The organism is Arthrobacter sp. AZCC_0090 (assembly GCF_014207375.1).
In the GTDB taxonomy this organism is placed as follows: domain Bacteria; phylum Actinomycetota; class Actinomycetes; order Actinomycetales; family Micrococcaceae; genus Arthrobacter.
The window spans coordinates 1-17,801 of sequence record NZ_JACHEE010000003.1 but is presented as its reverse complement, the minus strand read 5'-3'; the positions used below and the strand labels follow the sequence as shown (position 1 = coordinate 17,801).

Annotated in this window: 18 protein-coding genes; 8 read left to right on the top strand and 10 right to left on the bottom strand. The window is 62.1% G+C overall.

The genetic code is table 11. The features are described from left to right. Window positions 1–8: 8 nt before the first annotated feature. Window positions 9–860, bottom strand: a complete 852-nt coding sequence (locus HNP00_RS05415; RefSeq protein WP_184736809.1) for a TIGR00730 family Rossman fold protein — start codon at window positions 858–860, stop codon at window positions 9–11. A gap of 185 nt (window positions 861–1,045) precedes the next feature. Here HNP00_RS05415 and HNP00_RS05410 point away from each other — a divergent pair, with 185 nt between their 5' ends. The 4 genes from HNP00_RS05410 (at window position 1,046) to HNP00_RS05395 (ending at window position 4,324) form a co-directional block, all read left to right on the top strand. After that, complete coding sequence (locus HNP00_RS05410) at window positions 1,046–1,801, top strand: amino acid ABC transporter ATP-binding protein (protein ID WP_184736807.1); 756 nt, start codon at window positions 1,046–1,048, stop codon at window positions 1,799–1,801. 50 nt (window positions 1,802–1,851) lie between these two features. Continuing rightward, a complete protein-coding gene (locus tag HNP00_RS05405) occupies window positions 1,852–2,751 on the top strand; it encodes a glutamate ABC transporter substrate-binding protein (protein ID WP_184736805.1) in 900 nt (299 codons plus the stop codon). Between the two features lie 74 nt (window positions 2,752–2,825). Beyond that, the gene (locus HNP00_RS05400) at window positions 2,826–3,473 is read left to right on the top strand and encodes an amino acid ABC transporter permease (RefSeq protein ID WP_184736803.1); all 648 of its coding nucleotides are present in this window, start codon (window positions 2,826–2,828) and stop codon (window positions 3,471–3,473) included. Then, window positions 3,470–4,324: an amino acid ABC transporter permease gene (locus HNP00_RS05395; protein WP_184736801.1), complete on the top strand. Its 855-nt coding sequence runs from the start codon at window positions 3,470–3,472 to the stop codon at window positions 4,322–4,324. Before HNP00_RS05400 ends, HNP00_RS05395 begins: the two co-directional genes overlap by 4 nt. 107 nt (window positions 4,325–4,431) lie before the next feature. Here HNP00_RS05395 and dapE read toward each other — a convergent pair whose 3' ends face one another. Beyond that, window positions 4,432–5,556 carry a succinyl-diaminopimelate desuccinylase gene (gene dapE, locus HNP00_RS05390; RefSeq protein ID WP_184736799.1) on the bottom strand — a complete coding sequence of 375 codons (1,125 nt, stop codon included), beginning with the start codon at window positions 5,554–5,556 and terminating at the stop codon, window positions 4,432–4,434. Window positions 5,557–5,642: 86 nt separating this feature from the next. Between dapE and dapD the strand changes: the two genes are divergently transcribed. Together dapD and HNP00_RS05380 are read left to right on the top strand one after the other, a co-directional pair. Beyond that, a complete protein-coding gene (gene dapD / locus HNP00_RS05385; RefSeq protein WP_184736797.1) occupies window positions 5,643–6,668 on the top strand; it encodes a 2,3,4,5-tetrahydropyridine-2,6-dicarboxylate N-succinyltransferase in 1,026 nt (341 codons plus the stop codon). An 11-nt stretch (window positions 6,669–6,679) separates the two neighbouring features. Beyond that, window positions 6,680–7,519, top strand: coding sequence for a hypothetical protein (locus tag HNP00_RS05380; RefSeq protein ID WP_184736795.1), 840 nt, complete (start codon window positions 6,680–6,682; stop codon window positions 7,517–7,519). Window positions 7,520–7,586: 67 nt separating this feature from the next. Here HNP00_RS05380 and HNP00_RS05375 read toward each other — a convergent pair whose 3' ends face one another. Beyond that, window positions 7,587–8,198, bottom strand: coding sequence for a hypothetical protein (locus HNP00_RS05375; protein WP_184736793.1), 612 nt, complete (start codon window positions 8,196–8,198; stop codon window positions 7,587–7,589). Window positions 8,199–8,262: 64 nt separating this feature from the next. Beyond that, window positions 8,263–8,889 (bottom strand): TetR/AcrR family transcriptional regulator, encoded by a 627-nt coding sequence (locus HNP00_RS05370; protein ID WP_184736791.1) that lies wholly within the window; start codon window positions 8,887–8,889, stop codon window positions 8,263–8,265. Window positions 8,890–9,003: 114 nt separating this feature from the next. On the opposite strand from HNP00_RS05370, the gene galE reads away from it, so the two are divergent. Continuing rightward, the gene (gene galE, locus HNP00_RS05365; RefSeq protein ID WP_184736789.1) at window positions 9,004–10,017 is read left to right on the top strand and encodes a UDP-glucose 4-epimerase GalE; all 1,014 of its coding nucleotides are present in this window, start codon (window positions 9,004–9,006) and stop codon (window positions 10,015–10,017) included. Between the two features lie 160 nt (window positions 10,018–10,177). Here galE and HNP00_RS05360 read toward each other — a convergent pair whose 3' ends face one another. From HNP00_RS05360 to fdxA, 3 genes are all read right to left on the bottom strand, one after another. Next, window positions 10,178–11,461 (bottom strand): citrate synthase, encoded by a 1,284-nt coding sequence (locus HNP00_RS05360; RefSeq protein WP_184736786.1) that lies wholly within the window; start codon window positions 11,459–11,461, stop codon window positions 10,178–10,180. Window positions 11,462–11,691: 230 nt separating this feature from the next. Next, window positions 11,692–12,840 carry a succinyldiaminopimelate transaminase gene (gene dapC / locus HNP00_RS05355; protein ID WP_184737405.1) on the bottom strand — a complete coding sequence of 383 codons (1,149 nt, stop codon included), beginning with the start codon at window positions 12,838–12,840 and terminating at the stop codon, window positions 11,692–11,694. Between the two features lie 15 nt (window positions 12,841–12,855). Next, window positions 12,856–13,182 (bottom strand): ferredoxin, encoded by a 327-nt coding sequence (gene fdxA / locus HNP00_RS05350; RefSeq protein ID WP_018776555.1) that lies wholly within the window; start codon window positions 13,180–13,182, stop codon window positions 12,856–12,858. Window positions 13,183–13,318: 136 nt separating this feature from the next. On the opposite strand from fdxA, the gene HNP00_RS05345 reads away from it, so the two are divergent. After that, a complete protein-coding gene (locus HNP00_RS05345) occupies window positions 13,319–13,561 on the top strand; it encodes a hypothetical protein (protein ID WP_311770504.1) in 243 nt (80 codons plus the stop codon). Between the two features lie 239 nt (window positions 13,562–13,800). On the opposite strand, the gene HNP00_RS05340 is transcribed toward HNP00_RS05345, so the two are convergent. From HNP00_RS05340 to typA, 3 genes are all read right to left on the bottom strand, one after another. After that, window positions 13,801–14,610: a type IV toxin-antitoxin system AbiEi family antitoxin domain-containing protein gene (locus HNP00_RS05340; protein ID WP_184736779.1), complete on the bottom strand. Its 810-nt coding sequence runs from the start codon at window positions 14,608–14,610 to the stop codon at window positions 13,801–13,803. Between the two features lie 442 nt (window positions 14,611–15,052). Further along, window positions 15,053–15,433, bottom strand: a complete 381-nt coding sequence (locus HNP00_RS05335) for a hypothetical protein (RefSeq protein ID WP_184736777.1) — start codon at window positions 15,431–15,433, stop codon at window positions 15,053–15,055. 43 nt (window positions 15,434–15,476) lie between these two features. Next, window positions 15,477–17,405: a translational GTPase TypA gene (gene typA / locus HNP00_RS05330; RefSeq protein ID WP_184736775.1), complete on the bottom strand. Its 1,929-nt coding sequence runs from the start codon at window positions 17,403–17,405 to the stop codon at window positions 15,477–15,479. Window positions 17,406–17,801 lie beyond the last annotated feature (396 nt).

Below are 17,801 nucleotides of genomic sequence, written 5' to 3'. Positions count from 1 at the left end.
CTGGCAGGCTACTCCGGGCGCTGGTCGCCGTTGGTCGAGGGCGGCCGCGGGACGCCGTGCAGGACACGGTGGACGGCGTCCGCGGGATCGTCCACGAGTTGGATGAGGTCCAGGTCCTTCGCGGAAACCATGCCTTCGGCCACCAACGTCCCTTTGATCCATTCGATCATGGGGCTCCAGAAGTCGACTCCCAGCAGCACGATGGGGAACGATGTCACTTTGCGTGTCTGCACCAAAACCATGGCTTCAAACAGTTCGTCCAGCGTTCCCAAACCGCCCGGCAAGACGATGAACCCTTGTGCGTACTTGACGAACATGGTCTTGCGGGCGAAGAAGTACCTGAAGTTGATACCCAGGTCCACCCAGCGGTTCAGGCCTTGTTCAAAGGGCAGTTCGATGCCCAGCCCGACGGAAACCCCGTTGCCTTCCACGGCACCCCTGTTGGCAGCTTCCATGGATCCCGGGCCTCCGCCAGTGATGACGGCGACGCCTGCTTCGGCAAGGTGACGGCCAACCTGCACGCCCATATCGTAATAGCCGGTGCCCGGCTTGGTACGGGCGGAGCCAAAGACGCTTACGGCGGGACCAAGCTCGGCGAGCGCACCGAAGCCTTCAACGAATTCACTCTGGATGCGCAGTACGCGCCACGGGTCCGTGTGAATGAAGTGGTCGGCTCCCCGCGTGTCCAGGAGTCGTTGGTCCGACATTGGCATAGCGGCCTGTTTGCGCCGAAGCTCCAGGGGGCCTTTGTGCTTGGCTGGCGCATCTGCGGCAACGGCGGCGGCTGGCGCCGCTGATCCGTTGCTCGTCGCCTTGCCATTGGCATCTGGACTCGGAACCTGGGGCTGGCTGGTACTCATTGACATAGGCTAGCGCGGATGCGGGCCGCTGCTGCCCCGGTGTGGCCCTGTTGTTTTTGGTGTTGCTGAAGCGCTGGCATCATTTGCTGTCCGCCACCTGCGAGTCAGGTATCTGTTGAATCACGATCTGCGGAAGTTAATGTGAGCTGGCTCATCTTGCGTCATTTCTTCGCTAGATTCGTCGTATGACTATTCAAGCCTCCAGCGATGCGCTCGTCTCCCTGAACGGCGTCAACAAGCACTATGGTCAATTGCACGTCCTCAAAGACATCAACCTCCAGGTCAAAAAGGGTGAGGTTGTCGTTGTGATCGGGCCGTCGGGCTCAGGCAAGTCAACGCTGTGCCGAGCCATCAACCGGCTGGAGACCATCGACACCGGCGAGATCTCGATCGACGGCAAGAAACTTCCGGAAGAAGGCAAGGAACTCGCGGTCCTTCGTGCCGACGTCGGGATGGTCTTCCAGTCCTTCAACCTGTTCGCCCACAAGACGATTCTCGAAAACGTCACGCTGGGGCCCATCAAGGTCAAGAAACTGGCCAAGGCGACCGCTGACAAGGACGCCATGGCGTTGTTGGAACGGGTCGGCGTCGGGCAGCAAGCACCCAAGATGCCGGCGCAACTGTCCGGTGGGCAGCAGCAGCGCGTGGCAATCGCCCGGGCGCTGGCCATGAAGCCCAAGGTGATGCTGTTCGACGAGCCGACGTCCGCCCTTGACCCGGAAATGATCAACGAGGTCCTGGACGTCATGGTCCAGCTGGCCAAGGAAGGCATGACCATGATCGTGGTCACCCACGAGATGGGCTTCGCCCGCAAGGCTGCCGACCGCGTGGTCTTCATGGCCGACGGCCAGATCGTGGAAGACGCCACGCCAGAGGAATTCTTCACCAATCCCCAGAGCACCCGTGCCAAGGATTTCCTCTCCAAACTCTTGACCCACTAGAACACTCCGCACCCGGGGCCGCAGGTGCGGCCGCCAATGAAAGGAATCTCATGAAGGCATTCATCACCCGGAGGAAATCTCTCCTAGTCGCTGCAAGCGCGGCGCTCGCTCTTTCGCTGAGCGCATGTGGTGGCGGCGGAGGCAGCACCACAGCACCGAGCAGCGAGTCTGCGCCTTTCACCGTGGCTCAGAACGTGTCCATTTCGGGCAGCCCCACGTTCGACACGATCAAAGCGAACGGAAAAGTGAGAATCGGCGTCAAGCAGGACCAGCCCGGCCTGGGCTTCAAGGACGCCGCAACCGGTGAGTACAGCGGCTTTGACATTCAGATTGCCCAATGGATCGCGGCATCGCTCGGTTTCTCCAAGGACAAGATCGAATACAAGCCGATTCCTTCGGCCAACCGCGAATCCGCCATTACCAACGGCGACATCGACTACTACGTCGGGACATACTCGATCACCGACAAGCGCAAGCAGCTGATTGACTTCGCAGGACCCTACTTCGTGACCGGCCAGGGCCTGCTCGTCAAGAAGAGCAACACGTCAATCAACAGCGAGAAGGACCTTTCCGGAAAGAACGTCTGTTCGGCAACGGGTTCAACCCCTATCCAAAACATCAAGGCAAACTTCCCCGGCACCAAGACCACCGAGTTCGACACCTACTCACAGTGTGTCGAGGCCCTCAAGAGTGGCCAGGTTGACGCCGTCACTACCGACCAGGCCATCCTGATCGGCTATGCGTCCCAGGACACCGACAACCTCAAGGTGGTCGGCCAGCCCTTCACCGTTGAGAAGTACGGTGTGGGCTTGAAGAAGGGCGACACCGTGCTTCGCAAGTTCGTAAACAAGATGTTCACGGATGGCGGATCCACCTGGCAGAAGATCTACGACTCCACGTTGGGGCAGTCCGGCACAAAGGTCACACAGCCCGCAGTGGACAACTACTAAGCCCATGTTGAGGGGGCGGCTGATGGCCGCCCCCTCTAATGTCCCCTCAAATATCGGCTGAAAGCGACCATTCTGTGAATACGCTGCTGAATAACTCGGACCTGTTCATCACAGGGTTCCGGAATACCCTCATACTTTTCTTCATCTCCGGGTTCTTTGCCCTGATCCTAGGCACCGTGGTGGCAGCACTGCGGGTTTCCCCCATCCCGGCGATGCGGGCTGCCGCCACGCTGTACATCAACGTGGTGCGCAACACGCCTCTGACTTTGGTGTTGTTTTTCTTCGCTCTTGGCTACCCGAAGCTCGGCCTCGTGGAAATTGACTTTATGACCGCGGCAACCATCGGCTTGAGCCTGTACACCGCTACTTACGTGGCGGAGGCCGTACGCTCCGGCATTAATACCGTGCCCGTGGGCCAGGCCGAAGCCGCCCGCGCGATCGGCCTGCCGTTCACGCAAACCCTGACGCTGGTGATCCTCCCCCAAGCTTTCCGCGCCGTGATTCCGCCGATGTTCAGCGTTTTCATTGCATTACTCAAGAACACCACTGTCGCTGCGGGTTTCTCGGTCTTCGAGGCAGGAGCCATTCGGTCAAACCTGTCCGAGCGCGGCGAGCCCGCCATGGCCGGACTCCTTTGGGTCGCGCTGGTCTTTGTCCTACTCGTCTTCATCCTTTCCTTTGTGCAGCGAAAGCTTGAAAAGAAATGGAAGGTGGCCCGATGAGCTCGGTCCTCTTTGACGCCCCGGGGCCAAAAGCCCGCACACGCTACCGTGTTTTCGGTGTTGTGACTGCTTTGGTCATCATCGCTATCGTAGGTTTCGTTGTTCTCCGCTTCGCCCAAAGCGGCCAGTTCGATGCGAAGAAGTGGCAGTTGTTCACCTTCCCGCTGGTTCAGCAGACCATCATCCAGTCGGTAGGTGCCACACTTTCAGCTTTTGCCACGGCAGCCGTTCTCAGCCTGGTACTGGGGGTCTTCCTGGCTTTCGGCCGGCTCTCCGACCGTAAGTGGATCAGCCTGCCCTGCTACGGGTTCACCGAGCTTTTCCGTGCCATTCCGTTGCTGATCCTCATGATGATCTTCTACTACGGGCTGCCTCCACTGGGCGTCCAAGGGATCACACCCTTCACCGCGGTCGTTGCCGGACTGGTGCTGTACAACGGATCAGTGCTGGCGGAGGTCTTCCGTGCCGGCATCGAATCGCTCCCCCGCGGACAGAGCGAGGCCGGATATGCCATCGGCTTGCCCAAGAGCGCGGTCATGACAAACATCCTGCTCCCGCAGGCGGTCCGTTCGATGCTCCCAGTGATCATTTCCCAGCTCGTGGTCATCCTCAAGGACACCGCGTTGGGCTTCATCGTGACCTACAACGAGATCCTCTTCCAGGCCAAGTACTTCGGAAGCCAGGCCCAGTACGGTTCACCCATCATTCCCTCCGCGATCATCGCGGGCGTACTGTACGTCGGCATGTGCCTGATCCTGGCTGGAATCGCCAAGTGGCTTGAAGGCCGGATGCGCCGCAACATCAAAGTGGTGAAGGTCACGAAGTCGGAAATTGTGGCGGTCGAGGGCTAATAGCCTCAAGAGCGCCGTAAACGTGGGTGTGGCCCGTGGGCTAGGTTCCAGAACCTAGCCCACGGGCCACACCCACGTTCTCAAGCAAAAGTGACGTCACGTCTATCTCAGTCCGCCAGCCACGACCGCAGCGCGCGGAGGCACTCACGGATGGCGTCGGCGTCGACGTGTTCATTGTCCTTATGGGCCAGCAAAGGATCCCCCGGGCCGAAGTTGACGGCGGGGACGCCCAGCTCACTGAAGCGCGCGACGTCGGTCCAACCGTATTTGGGCTTGGGTTCAGCACCGACGGCGGCAACGAAGGACGCGGCGGCCGGGTGGTTGAGACCGGGCCGCGCTCCAGCGGCGGCATCGGTGCGGACGACGTCGAAGCCCTCCAACAGTTCGCGGACATGGGCTTCTGCCTGGTCCGGGGTCTTGTCCGGCGCGAAGCGGTAGTTGATTTCCACCACGCAGCGGTCCGGGATCACATTGCCCGCGGTACCGCCGTTGATCTTCACGGCGTTGAGGCTCTCCCGGTAGTCCAGGCCATCCACGTTGACGGTGCGCGGTTCGTACGCTGCCAAACGGCTCAGGATGGGCGCGGCAGCGTGGATGGCGTTGCTGCCCATCCATGCCCGGGCGGAGTGGGCCGCCTCCCCCACTGTGGTGGCTTCGAAGCGGCTGGTGCCGTTGCAACCACCTTCCACTGTGCCGTCGGTGGGTTCGAGCAGGATCGCGAAGTCACCCTCCAATAGATGGCCGTGGTTCCGGACCAATCGGCCGAGGCCGCTCTTGACCGCTTCCACTTCCTCGTGGTCGTAGAAGACGAACGTGACGTCCTTACCGGGCTCGGCACCGCCGTCGAACATGGTTGCCGCGAGCGCAAGCTGCACTGCAACCCCGCCCTTCATGTCGGTGGCTCCGCGTCCATACAGGATTCCGGTACCCGGGACGCCGGACTCCCACGTAGACGGCACGGTCCCGAGCGAGCCTTCCACGGAGGGCAACGGCACGGTATCGAGGTGTCCAGCCAAGATCACCCGCTCCGGGCGTCCCAGTTCGGTCCGGGCGATGATGGCGTCGCCGTCGCGGACCAGCTGCAGGCCAGGGATCGTGCGGAGGGCAGATTCGACGGCGTCTGCGAGCGCTGCTTCGTTGCCGGACACGCTGTTGATGTCCATGAGCGCGGCGGTCAGCAACGCGACGTCTTGCCGGATGTCAAGAAGAATCGGAGTAGTTTCAACGGTCACTTGTCCACTGTATCCCGAGCGAATTGCGACCCCTGAGGTCCACACGCGGTTTCAAGGGAGCCAGCGCCTCTCGATAGACTTGCGCCATGACTGAAACCGCTGCCTCTGCCGCCCTCGATAGCGCATCTGCAAACCATCGTTCCGCCTATGGCTTTGGCCTGGCCACCATCGCCACCTCCGACGCCGGAGAAGCGACAGTGCTGGACGTATGGTTTCCGGCACCTGCCCTGGGTGTAGCGGCCGAATCCCTGCGTGCCGTGGAGCACGCCGACGAATCGCTGACCGCACTTGCAGTCGAAAGCCACGACGCCGATCGCGGGACCGAACAGAAGGTGGTCTTCGCCCAGATCAACCTCGACGAGGCCCCCGCGGACACCGTTGACGCCTACTTGCGCCTGCATTTGCTTTCGCACCGATTGGTCAAGCCCAACAGCATCAATCTGGACGGCATCTTCGGCAAGCTCCCCAACGTTGTGTGGACGAACTTCGGCCCCGCCGCCGTGGACGGCTTTGAACTGACCCGTGCCCGCCTGCGCAAGCGCGGCGCCGTCACGGTCTACGGAGTGGACAAGTTCCCCCGCATGGTGGACTACGTGATCCCCACGGGCGTCAGGATCGCCGACGCCGACCGCGTGCGTTTGGGTGCGTACCTCGCCGAGGGCACCACGGTGATGCACGAGGGTTTCGTGAACTTCAACGCCGGCACGCTCGGAACGTCCATGGTGGAAGGCCGCATCTCGGCAGGCGTTGTTGCCGGTGACGGCACCGATGTTGGTGGTGGCGCGTCCATCATGGGAACCCTCTCCGGTGGCGGCAAGGAGAAGATCGCCCTGGGTGAGCGCGTGCTCCTGGGCGCCAACTCCGGTGTTGGCATCAGCATCGGCGATGACTCCGTGGTTGAAGCAGGCCTCTACGTCACGGCTGGAACCCGCGTGCGCATCCCCGGCCCGAAGGACGCCAACGGCGAGGACACCAGCAGCATCATCAAGGCTGTTGAGCTCTCCGGCGTGCCGAACCTGCTGTTCCGCCGCAACTCCACTACCGGTGAAGTCGAGGTGCTCCCCCGCAAGGGCCAGACTGTGGAACTCAACGAAGCCCTCCACGCAAACTAGCTGGTACCTGGATGCGCCGTCTCCGACGCACCATCATCTTGTTGCTGGCTCTTGCCTTGGTGGCTGGCGCCTTCTACGCCGTGGTGACTGTACTGCAGCGTTCCGAAACCTTGGTTACGGAACGCTGCATCGCCGTCGTCGGCTCAGATTCATACGAGTTGGCCACTGACCAAGCGGCGAATGCCGCCCTCATCGCTGGCATTTCCGTGCAGCGGGGACTCCCCCCGCGCGCGGCCACGATCGGATTAGCCACGGCCATGCAAGAATCCAAGCTGCGCAACATCGGCCATGGTGACGAGGTTGGCCCGGATTCGAAGGGCCTCTTCCAGCAACGTCCGTCCCAGGGTTGGGGCACCGAGGCCCAGGTCACGGATCCCGTGTATGCCACAAACGCCTTCTACGACCACTTGGTGAAGATTCCCGGCTACGAAACCATGCCCATCACCGAGGCAGCGCAGGCCGTCCAACATTCCGCATTCCCCCAGGCCTACGCGCAGCACGAGGCAATGGGACGAGCCTACGCGTCAGCATTGACCGGACATTCCGAAAGGGCGCTGGACTGCACGCTCCGTCCAGCGGACACGGCCGGTGACCCCAACACTGTCGCGGATGCCATGACGACGGCGTTCGGGTCGCTTCCAGCCGTGGCGCAGGGCCGCACGGTCCAGCTGAATGTCACCGGGCCGAAGGGATGGGCCGTGGCTCAGTGGGCGGTGGCCAATGCCAAAGCCCTTTCTGTAACGCAGGTGGATGTCGCGGGAGCCACCTGGAACAGGCAGGACCGCAAAGGTTGGCAGGATTCCGCAGCCGCGGGACCCGTGACCATCACTGTTTCCGCTCCGAAAACGTAGGCGTCGTCGTCGACGAGTTAGTGCGGCCCAGCGCCCGTTGTCAGAAGGGCGGCGTCAGAAGGCGGCGTCAGACCAGAAGCTCCACGACAGGCTGAACGTAGCTTCGGAAAACGTCGGGCTCGGACAAGAGCTGGTGGCTCATGATCATCTTGTCCGGTTCCAAGTACCAGGCCCTTGGCTCGCTGAGCGGTAGCTCGATGATCGTCAGCTCGAAGTCCCTGGAGCTCCGCCCGACTTCCAGCAGGCGATCCTCCACCATGTCGCCGAGAAGTAGCATGGCTCCGCTGGCTACGCGTTCCGCCTCGAGCTTTTCGTAATCCTCAACGCGTTCGCGCGCCCACGTCAGGGCAGCACCAAAATGGGCCTGCAGCACCCGACGGAGGGCAGGTGAGTTCCCGAACGCATTGAAACCAGGAGGCGAGAGCTCTGGCGCGGCTTCCGGATACGCCCTCAGCAACTGCTCCCACCAGGCTTCCCACTCCGTCTTGAGGGCATTCACGCCACCTACCTCGGCGGTGAGGTGCGTGTGGTCGGCGTGCCTGACCTTGGGTGTGGCGTGGGACAGGGCTGGGGTTCCGGCTCCGTCCAGTCCAGCAACGTCTCTCAGATACAAGGCAATGAGCATCGGTCCTGAGGTGTCCATGGTGATCCGCCACCCCTGACCGCCTGTGTCATGCATCCGAATTGCCTCCCTTGGCAGGTGCCCGCTCAGGGTTCCAGTCTATTCCCGTTGAGCCTTGACGTTAACGTTTGGACGGGACCACAACAAGAGTCTCCAGATGCGTTGTCAGGACGTCGCGGCACACCTCGGCCGTCATCCACTCGGGCTGCAGGAGCGCGTGCATGCAGAGTCCGTCCAACGTGGCCAGGAGCCGTTCGGCTTCGGTCACCAAGCGCGCGTGGCCGGTCCCGTCGTCGGGCATCAAGCGCATCACCAAACGACCGACGACGGCGGCCACGGCACGGTGGCTGCGTGCGGCTTCTACTTCGAGTACCGGCTTGATCCGGGCCGCATGGCGGAATGCCATCCAGACGCACGCATCCACGGCCAGTTCCTCGTCCAGTGGCAGGAATTGGCCCAACAGGGTTAACACGGCTGCATCATGTTCGGGCGAGCCCTGGCGCAAGGATTCGACGACGGCGAACGCGTCCTCAAGCCGTCCGGCGATCCTCTCGATGACCACGGCGAAGGAATGGACCAGCAGTTCATCACTGCTGGCAAAGTAATGGCGGACCGAACCAACGGCTAGGCCTGCCTCATCGGCGACCTCCCGCAAGGAAGCACGCTCCAGGCCGTCTGAGGCGATGATCCTGAAGACAGCTTCAACTACTTCCTGGCGCCGGGCTTCGGCATCAACAATCTTGGGCACAGATCTTTTTAGCACGAATGTGCTTGAACCTTCCCCTTCGGCGCACTGGAATGCTGGACTGTGGCCTACGCAACACTCAGCGGGCATGCACCAAGTTCGGCTAGCGTTGCTCGCATGAGAATTCTTGTCACGGGTGGCACCGGCTACATCGGATCGCACACTGTCTTGTCCCTGTTGGAAACCGGACACGAGGTAGTCGTGGTGGACAACCTCGTGAACTCGAGCGAAGAATCCCTGCGCCGTGTTGGTGAACTGGCGGGCAAGACGGCAGCGTTCCATCAGGTGGATCTCGTAGATGAGGCCGCGCTCGAGTCTGTCTTCGATCAGCACAGCATTGACGCAGTGATCCACTTCGCCGGCCTCAAAGCCGTTGGCGAGTCCGTACAGGAGCCCCTGAACTATTACTACAACAACATCGTGGGCACCCTGAACTTGCTCCGCGCCATGGACAAGCATGGAGTCCGCTCCATCGTCTTCAGCTCCTCGGCAACCGTGTATGGCGAGCACAACCCCATCCCCTACGTTGAGAAGATGGAGATCGGCGCCAACAACCCCTACGGCCGCACCAAAGAGCAGATCGAGGACATCCTCACGGACCTAGGCGCCGCGGACGAACGCTGGCACATCGCATTGCTTCGCTACTTCAACCCCGTGGGCGCACACCCTTCAGGCAGGATCGGCGAGGACCCGCAGGGCATCCCGAACAACCTGGTTCCGTACATCGCCCAGGTCGCCGTCGGACGCCGCGAAAAGCTCATGGTCTTCGGCGGGGACTACGACACGCCGGACGGCACGTGCCTGCGGGACTACATCCACGTCGTCGACCTCGCGGAAGGCCATGTCGCCGCCCTCGACTACGTTGCAGCCCGCCCGGGTGTGCACCGCTGGAACCTTGGCTCGGGGAAGGGCACGTCCGTGCTCGAGATGCTCCACGCCTTCGAACAGGCCGTGGGACACCCCTTGCCCTATGAGATCACCGGACGCCGCGCCGGAGACCTGCCTGCTTTCTGGGCCGACGCCTCCTCCGCCTTGGCGGACCTCAGTTGGTCCACCACGAAGACCGTGGACCAGATGTGCGAAGACCACTGGCGCTGGCAGAAGAACAACCCGTTCGGCTACAACTCTTAAGAGCAGCGCGGGGTCACTTACCGCCCATGATGTCCCTCGGGACGGGCCGTATGTGACCCCGCGCTGGGTTTGCCGAACGTACGACGGCGGCCACTCACCTTGCGCAAGGTGAGTGGCCGCCGTCGTATTGTCCTCCGCGAGGCCTGGATGCCGGTGGGAACTAGACCGCCGGGTAGTCGCGTTCCGGTTCCCCCGTGTAGAGCTGCCGCGGACGGCCGATCTTCGTCTGGGGATCGTTGATCATTTCGCGCCACTGGGCGATCCAGCCGGGAAGGCGGCCAATCGCGAACAGCACGGTGAACATCTTCTCGGGGAAGCCCATGGCCTTATAGATCAGGCCAGTGTAGAAGTCCACGTTCGGGTAGAGCTTGCGCTGGATGAAGTAATCGTCGGCCAGGGCCTTCTCTTCGAGGCGCATCGCGATGTCCAGGAGTTCGTCGTTGCCGCCGAGCTTGCCGAGGATCTCGTGTGCAGTCGCCTTGATGATCTTCGCGCGGGGATCGTAGTTCTTGTAGACCCGGTGGCCGAAGCCCATGAGGCGGACGCCGTCCTCCTTGTTCTTGACCTTCTCCATGTAGTCCTCGGGCTTGACGCCGTCGGCCTGGATTTGGCGCAGCATCTTCAGCACGGCCTCGTTGGCGCCGCCGTGGGCGGGGCCGAAGAGGGCGTTGATGCCCGCGGAAACGGAAGCAAACAGGTTTGCGTTCGAGGAGCCCACCAGGCGGACGGTCGACGTCGAGCAGTTCTGCTCGTGGTCAGCGTGCAGGATGAGCAGGAGGTCCAGCGCTTTGACGACGACGGGGTCCAGTTCGTACTGCTCTGCCGGCAGGCCGAAGCTCAAGCGCAGGAAGTTCTCCACGAGGTTCATGGAGTTGTCCGGGTACAGCATGGGCTGGCCGATGGACTTCTTGTGGGCGTAGGCCGCGATGACGGGAAGCTTCGCCATGAGGCGGATAGTGGAAACTTCCACATGCTCCGGGTTGAACGGGTCCAAGGAGTCCTGGTAGAACGTGGACAGCGCCGAGACAGCCGAGGAAAGCACCGGCATGGGGTGTGCGTCACGCGGGAAACCGCCGAAGAAGCCCTTGAGCTCTTCGTGAAGCAACGTGTGGTGGCGGATGCGCTGGTCAAAGGCATCCAGTTCAGTGGGCGTGGGCAAGTTGCCGTAGATCAGCAGGTAGGAAACTTCCAGGAAGCTGGAGTGCTGGGCAAGCTGCTCGATCGGGTAACCGCGGTAGCGCAGGATCCCGGCGTCGCCGTCGATGTAGGTGATTGCCGACGTCGTGGCGGCAGTGTTCATGAAGCCGGGGTCATAGGCGACGGCGCCCGTCTGCTTCAGCAGCTTGGAAACGTCGTATCCTTCGTTCCCTTCTACAACCTGAATCCGCGGGAGCTCGAGCTCGCCGCCGGCATGGCGCAGGGTAGCGCTGGTGGTCTCAGTCATGGAGTCCCCTTCATGAGGCTCTTGGCCTCGGTCGAAAGCTTGATCCAACCAACATCTGGTGACTCCGGGCGGGAGTCTGCAGGTACAGACACCGTCGGCCGGATTGCCTTCGTGGAGAAAGCCACCATTGATAGTCAGTTAAAAGCTACCGCCAGTAAGCGGGACAAACTAATCCACAAGCTCCGGTTACTGGCGGAATGACGCGCCCTGTGCCGCAAGTCACACGATTGTTATCGTGCAGTGTTCAACCGTTCCACGGCAGCGTCGATGCGTTCGTCGGTGCCGGTGAGCGCCACGCGGATGAAGCCGTTCCCGGCATCGCCATAGAACACCCCGGGTCCGACGACGATGCCCAGCTCAGCGAAACGCTGCACCGTGTCCCAGGTCGCCTCCCCGGAAGTGCACCACAAATACAGGCCCGCTTTGGACTCGTGGATCTCCAGTCCGAAGTTCTGCAGTGCTGGCACGAGGCGTTCGCGTCGGCCCCGGTACAGGTCCTTCTGGGCCAGCACGTGGCCGGCGTCGCCGAGCGCGACGCGCATGGCTTCCTGAACCGGGTAAGGCACAATCATGCCTGCATGCTTGCGGCTGTTGACCAGGTTCGCCACGATCGAGGAGTCTCCGGCGACGAAAGCCGCACGGTAGCCTGCAAGATTCGACTGCTTGCTGAGGGAGTAGACACACAACAGGCCGTCCGTGGACCCGCCAGTGACACGCGGATCAAGGACGCTTGGTACGGCTTCGCCACCGCGCTGGGCATCCCATTCGCCCCAACCGAGTTCGGCATAGCATTCGTCCGACGCCACAACTGCGCCGATCTCGCGGGCTTGGGCCACGATCTGCCTGAGGGATTCGACGTCGCGAACGCTGCCAGTGGGGTTGCCCGGGGAATTGATCCAGATGAGCCGGACCCTGGCACGGGTGGCTGAGTCCAGTTCGTCCAGGCTGTCTGCGGCGACAGCAGTGGCCCCGGCGAGCATGGCACCAATGTCGTAGGTCGGGTAGGCCACCGTGGGACGGACGACGACGTCGCCTGCGCTCAGTCCCAGCAGGAACGGCAGCCAGGCCACCAGTTCCTTGGAGCCGACCGTGGGCATAACGTCCCGGGGATCGATCCCAGGGACTCCACGTCGGCTGGCGAACCAGCCGGACACAGCCTCACGAAGAGCTTCCGTGCCGTGGACGGTCGGGTAGCCATGGGCATCGGCCGCCCCGGCGAGGGCCTCGCGAACCAGTTCGGGAGTGGGATCCACCGGAGTGCCGATGGAGAGATTGACTACGCCGCCCTGGTGCTCTGCGGCCTTCGCGACGTAAGGCGCCATCGCTTCCCAAGGGTAGTCGGGCAGGTTGAGGCCAAAGGCGGGGGCCGCAGAAATCAAAGGAAGCAACCGTTCTTAGTGGTCTTGGTTCTGAGGAGGCAGCGCGGCAATGAACGGGTGGTCCTTGCCGGTGTTGCCGATCTTGGCAGCTCCACCAGGTGACCCGAGATCGTCGAAGAATTCGACGTTGGCCTTGTAGTAGTCAGCCCATTCTTCCGGGGTATCGTCCTCGTAGTAGATCGCTTCCACCGGGCACACGGGTTCGCAAGCTCCGCAGTCCACGCACTCATCCGGGTGGATATAGAGGGAACGTTCGCCTTCGTAGATGCAGTCAACAGGGCATTCTTCAATACATGCCTTGTCCTTGACGTCCACACACGGCTGCGCGATTACGTAGGTCACGTCCCTTGCCTCTCCACAGTTGTCCCGGACCATTTCCGGGTAGTACCACCGGCCCTGTGGCCGGTACATCGAATTCTGAGCCTATTATCCACCAGCCGGAACTCACCAACCTAGCCGGGCGTCTTACTATGAACTGGTGAATTTGCCCCGACCTCAGGATTTCCTGCTCAATGCCGTATCCGGAACGCGGGTAGTTGTCCGTTACCGGCTGGACAACGGCTTCACCGATGCCCTCGGCTACTTGCTCTCCGTCACCGACGGTGCGTGCACCATCCGCACCCGCCAGTCCGACGTCGAGATCCCGCTGGCCCTTGTAGTGGCGGCAAAGGAGGTCCCCCCTCGGCCGCCACACCGCATCCCTAGGACCGCCCCGCAGTAGTTCCACTCCACCGCCTGCACCCGTTACCCCGAGGGACATGCCCCCTGCCTCGCCCACCCGCCGGACATGCCCCCTCCCTGCTCGCACCACTGGACATAGTGCCAACATGCTCATTCCTAGCGCTCCGCAACGAGCATGTCCCTCGGTGAACCTGGCCTGAACGAGGGACATGTCCATGCCTGATGACGGCCGCGAGGCATGTCCAACCTCTGACGCAAACAAAGGTGGCACCCGCGGAGTCACGCTGCGCGATCAAGAGCGCTCAGAGTGTCCCGAACCATCGACACAAATTCCCGGGGCCGGCTCTTCAGCATTGAATAGCTCACAACCAAGGTCGGGACACCCAACCTTGTAGTGACGTTCCAGCGACGACGGTCTTCCTCGAAGCTCGGCTTGTCCATGTGGAAGCCTGCACCGTCGGTTTCAATGCCCAGTCTTCCGTCCACCATCAGGTCCCGATGCCCCATGCCTGGAATATTCACCTGCGATTCAACGTGGAAGCCTGCTTGTTGCAGCAGGTACCTGGCGACGCATTCGATAATCGACTGCGACTGGGGAACGATTCGTGAGACGAGTCTCCGCTCCCGTGCATCATTCCGCCCGTTGAGCCTCTTCCTGAGGGCTGTGAGTTGAAGTCTGCCAAGAACCACCGCAGATTCGGCAATGACAAGACCGTCCAGATCTGGCAGGCATCGCAGGGCCTGGACCACCGAATCCATCAAGGTAGGCGGAGCCGCAGATCGATGGCAGACAAAACCTTCATACTTACGGCTATGCGGGACTGCGATGTGAGGGAATTGTGGGTGATCCAGAACCCACAAGCCGGACAGTTCGGCCGCGGAAGTGCACGCCGGCTCGGACGGAAGGGACCGGATGGCGAGCAAAGTAGGATTGGCGCCTGGCACCGCGTACACCCCACGTGCCACGCGGACAATCCGACCGCTCGCCAACGGGGATTTCAGTTGGAAATGCGAGACCCCGGCCGCAGCCAAATGCTTAGCCCGGGCCACGCCGTCATACGCTGAAAAGACTTCGTTGATGTTCACCATGTGCCCCATCGTCCCGACGGAAGACCACGGCGCGGAAGCTCCAACGTCGGCTATGTGGAGAACTTCCTGTCCAACCTTGGAATCAAACGTTGGACATGTGCCTTCATCCCCGTTGAGCATGCGCCACGTTTGCACCAGGGAATGCGCATATTGCCATTATGTCCATCGCTGCGAGCCAAGGCTGGGCATGTCCCAAGGGGGGTCAGTGGCCCTGAACCTCAGCCGGAAGCCGACGCATTCCCAGCCGTGGCGAAAACAACACCGGCGCGACAAAAACCATGCTCCCGGCCAAGCCGATCCAGAGTGTCGGGGCCGGTCCAATCCTTTCAGCAAGCAGGCCTGAGGAAAGCGCCGCGATGGGCGTGACGCCCCACATCACGAAACGGATGGAGGCATTCATTCGACCCAGGAGGCCAGGTGGGCAGACGCAAGCGCGGACTAGTCAACCGCGCGGGGGACGCCCGTAACGCCGACACCACAACAGCATCACAAAAGTCACGCCCGCACTGCCATAAACCCATACATTTCCCGGAACATCTGCAACGATCAACTGCTTGCCTGTTCCGGCAGCCGACAACAGGCCAACCGCCGCATAACAGCCGATGCCGGCCACCGCCGTCGGGAGCAAGGACCGCGACCATGCGCCCAGCCAGAGCTGCAACGAAGCGAGTAGGAGCAGTGCCGCTGCGGCACCCCAGTAGACGTCGACGCCGGCGATAAGGAGCGCTTGCCGGTGCAGTCCGGTGCCCGCCACGGCAGCAAAAAGAGCCACCGGAACAGCTACGGCAATGCCGCGTGCTGCTCCGGTGGCTCTCTTATTCAATGCGTCAATCCGTTCAATGCGTCAGTCCGCAATCAGCGCAGGATCAGACCTTGGCGCGGGCGCGGGTAGCCTTGGCGCGCTCGTTGGCGTCCAGGATCACCTTGCGGATGCGAATGGATTCCGGAGTGACCTCGACGCACTCGTCTTCGCGGGCGAATTCGAGGGACTCTTCGAGGGTCAGGTCGCGCGGGGGCGTCAGGTTCTCGAAGGTGTCCGAGGAAGCGGCACGCATGTTGGTGAGCTTCTTTTCCTTCGTGATGTTGACGTCCATGTCGTCGGCGCGGGAGTTCTCGCCCACGATCATGCCTTCGTAGACCTCGGACGTGGGCTTCACAAAGAAGGAGCCGCGTTCCTGCAGGTTGATCATGGCGAAGGGGGTGACCACGCCAGCGCGGTCAGCGACCATCGAACCGTTCGTGCGGTATTCGATGGGGCCGGCCCACGGCTCGTAGCCCTCGGAGATCGAGGAGGCGATGCCGGCGCCGCGGGTGTCCGTGAGGAACTTGGTGCGGAAGCCGATGAGGCCACGTGCCGGAACGATGAATTCCATACGGCACCAACCCGTACCGTGGTTGGCCATGTTGGTCATGCGGCCCTTGCGGGCAGCCATGAGCTGCGTGACCGCACCGAGGTACTCTTCAGGCACGTCGATGGTCATGTGTTCCATCGGCTCGTGAATCTTGCCGTCGATGGTCCGGGTGACAACCTGCGGCTTGCCGACCGTCAGTTCGAAGCCTTCGCGCCGCATCTGCTCCACGAGGATGGCCAGCGCAAGCTCGCCACGGCCTTGGACTTCCCAAGCGTCAGGACGCTCGGTGGGCAGAACCTTGATGGAGACGTTACCGATCAGTTCCTTGTCCAGGCGGTCTTTCACCTGGCGGGCCGTGACCTTGGCGCCCTTGACCTTGCCGGCCAGCGGAGAGGTGTTGATACCGATGGTCATGGAGATCGCGGGGTCATCCACCGTGATGAGCGGCAGCGGCTGCGGGTTCTCCGCGTCGGTCAGGGTCTCACCGATGGTGATTTCCTCGATACCGGCAACGGCCACGATCTCACCGGGGCCGGCGGACTCTGCCGGAACGCGTTCCAAGGCCTTGGTGGCCAGGAGCTCGGTGATCTTGACGTTCTTCAGTTCGCCGTTGGCGCGGGCCCAGGCCACGGTCTGGCCCTTGCGGAGGGTGCCGTTGTAGATGCGCAGGAGTGCGAGGCGGCCGAGGAACGGGGAAGCGTCCAGGTTGGTGACGTGCGCCTGCAGGACACCGTTCGGGTTGTAGGTCGGGGCGGGGATGTGCTCGATGATCGTCTTGAACAGGGGTTCGAGATCTTCGTTCTCCGGTGCCGAGCCATCAGCAGGCTGCTCCAGGGAGGCGCGGCCAACCTTGGCTGCAGCATAGACCACGGGAACTTCAAGGATCTTGTCCAGGTCCAGGTCCGGAACTTCGTCCGCGAGGTCCGAAGCCAGGCCCAGGAGAAGGTCCATGGACTCGTGGACAACTTCTTCGATGCGGGCGTCGGGGCGGTCGGTCTTGTTGACCAGCAGGATGACGGGAAGGTGCGCGGCGAGGGCCTTGCGGAGCACGAAGCGGGTCTGCGGCAGCGGACCCTCGGAAGCGTCAACCAGGAGGACAACGCCGTCAACCATGGACAGGCCGCGCTCCACCTCGCCACCGAAGTCGGCGTGGCCAGGGGTGTCGATCACGTTGATGGTGATGGTCTCGCCATGGGAGGACGGGCCGTTGTAGGCAACCGTGGTGTTCTTGGCGAGGATCGTGATGCCCTTTTCGCGCTCCAGGTCACCGGAGTCCATGACGCGGTCTTCCAGGTGGTTGTGCTCGGCGAAGGAGTTGGTCTGCTTGAGCATGGCGTCGACCAGGGTGGTCTTGCCGTGGTCAACGTGGGCCACAATCGCGACGTTGCGCAGATCACTGCGCGATGCAGTGGCCGCGGCGGTGTTGGTGGTGGTTTCAGACATGCGTAATGGCTCGATTCAGTGGTGAAGTCAGCTGTTGTATCGCGACATTTCCAACTGGAACGCACGACGGATTAGACCCTTTGACACAGGGCACCTTTCTAGAGTCTAAACGCTGTGGTATTTATTGGCCTAAAAATCACCCCCAACGCCGCCGAATTGTGCCCTTCATCACAGTCCGCGGGGAACCCGCGGCGCCCGGGAACGCTCGGAAACAGCCAAAGAGCCGGTGCCCCTTCCCCCAGGGAAGCGGCACCGGCTCTCTTGATCGCCTTGAACGCTGCTAAGCCGATTCAGGCCACCACGGGCGGCAGCATCAGGCTCGCTCCGGGAATCGCGTTGAGCAGTGCCTTGGTGTAGTCCTGCTGCGGGGCGTCGAAGACGTTGTCGGTGCTGCCC